Annotated in this window: 1 protein-coding gene; it reads right to left on the bottom strand. The window is 45.2% G+C overall.

Annotated elements, in window-relative coordinates; genetic code table 11:
* Positions 1 to 281: 281 nt before the first annotated feature.
* On the bottom strand, positions 282 to 1,545 hold a 1,264-nt coding region (locus R7P72_RS24135), incomplete at its 5' end, for a methyl-accepting chemotaxis protein (protein WP_318110846.1).

The following is a 1,545-nucleotide window of genomic DNA, read 5'->3' as shown; positions in this document are numbered from 1 at the left end:
CGTCCGCTTGAACATTATTTCATCAGGTACAAGGAGAACTTGAGATTCACTTCAAAATAAACCGTTTCCCAATCGGTATTTGATCAATGCTATTTTCCTTTCACTCCTCAAACAGACTTCAAATTATTCAATAAGTTCGGTTTTATTCCACCAAAGAATGAGTACGAGACAAGTACGTAGAGAAAGTGAATGCGAGTTATATTCTCGAAACAAATAAGTGAATACAAATGTAGAAAATAAAGGCTCCCAATTAGGAGCCTTTATTTGTTATTACCTTGTTATCAAGCAGTGCGGTAACGCTCTAATACTTCACCGAGTGAAACCGACGCTTTGGTTAAGTTCGCGACACCAACAGTAGACTGCTCCGCCACCTCTCGAATTGTGCTGGACTGAGTACGGATATCAGCAAGCTCAGAGGCGATATCATTCGCAACCGCACTTTGTTCCTCCGCGGAAGTGGAGATTTGAATGCTCATGTCCATCAATGAACGAGCAGAGTCCGCAATCGCTGTGACATCTTGACCAATTTCATCGATCAACTGGCTGCTTGTTTGGGCTTGCTTGACCGTTCTGCCAGTAATCGAAGCGATGTTTTGGCTTTCCGATTGCAGCTTCTCAATCATGGCTTGGATCTCTACCGTGGCTTGTTGTGTACGACTTGCCAGCGTTCGGACTTCATCGGCTACAACGGCAAAACCGCGGCCTTGTTCGCCTGCGCGAGCCGCTTCGATAGCGGCATTGAGAGCTAACAGGTTGGTCTGCTCAGAAATTGCATTAATGGTCGTGATGACATCATTAATCTGCGTAGTGTTTTCATTTAAGTTGGTGACTGATGAAGAAGCTTGCTCGATGTAGCTCGACAAGGTTTCGATCTCAGCAATAACGTGCTGTACACGGCTACGGCTCGTTTCTATTTTTTGTGCATCTTGATCCGATTGCATGGTCGCTTGTTGAGAGATGCTCGAAACCTCTTTGGCAGACGCCGTCATTTCTTCCATTGCGGTTGCGACAGAATCAAGTGTTTGGTACTGGTGCGTAATCTGTGTTTCGCTCAGTTTCATGTCTTGTTCAAATGCAGACGACGTTTCACTTAGCGTATTGGCGTTTTCTTTTACGCTATTGACCAGTTCGCTTAATGTATCCATCGACTTATCTAGTGCGCAGCCAATGGTGCCAAACTCGTCACGGCCAGGGTGAAAGCCCAATCGAGAAGTTAAGTCACCGTCACCAATTTTCTCTGTTGTGGTGTATAGCACCCACAAAGCACCTCCGATGAATGTCGCTACCCAATAGCAAAATACTGCAAACGGCAAAACCCATAGAAAACTAAGAAGGAAAGAGGTAAGGGCGTCGGAGCGCAGGGCGTTGTATTGATTGCCAGCATGCTCGGTCAATCGAACAAGCTCACCCGCAGAGGTTGTGCCATAAACCGTGGTAACACCATCTGCAAACAAGCTTTTTTGTTGATGGTTAGCTTTTGAGATACCAGTAATTTGATAGATATTTGTGGGATTAGCTTCAATGATGCCATCTAGTTTTGCTTGC

The organism is Vibrio sp. Vb0888 (assembly GCF_033338835.1).
Lineage (GTDB): Bacteria > Pseudomonadota > Gammaproteobacteria > Enterobacterales > Vibrionaceae > Vibrio > Vibrio alginolyticus.
The sequence above is the reverse complement of the archived record's forward strand: the minus strand, read 5'-3'. Positions and strand labels throughout refer to the sequence as shown.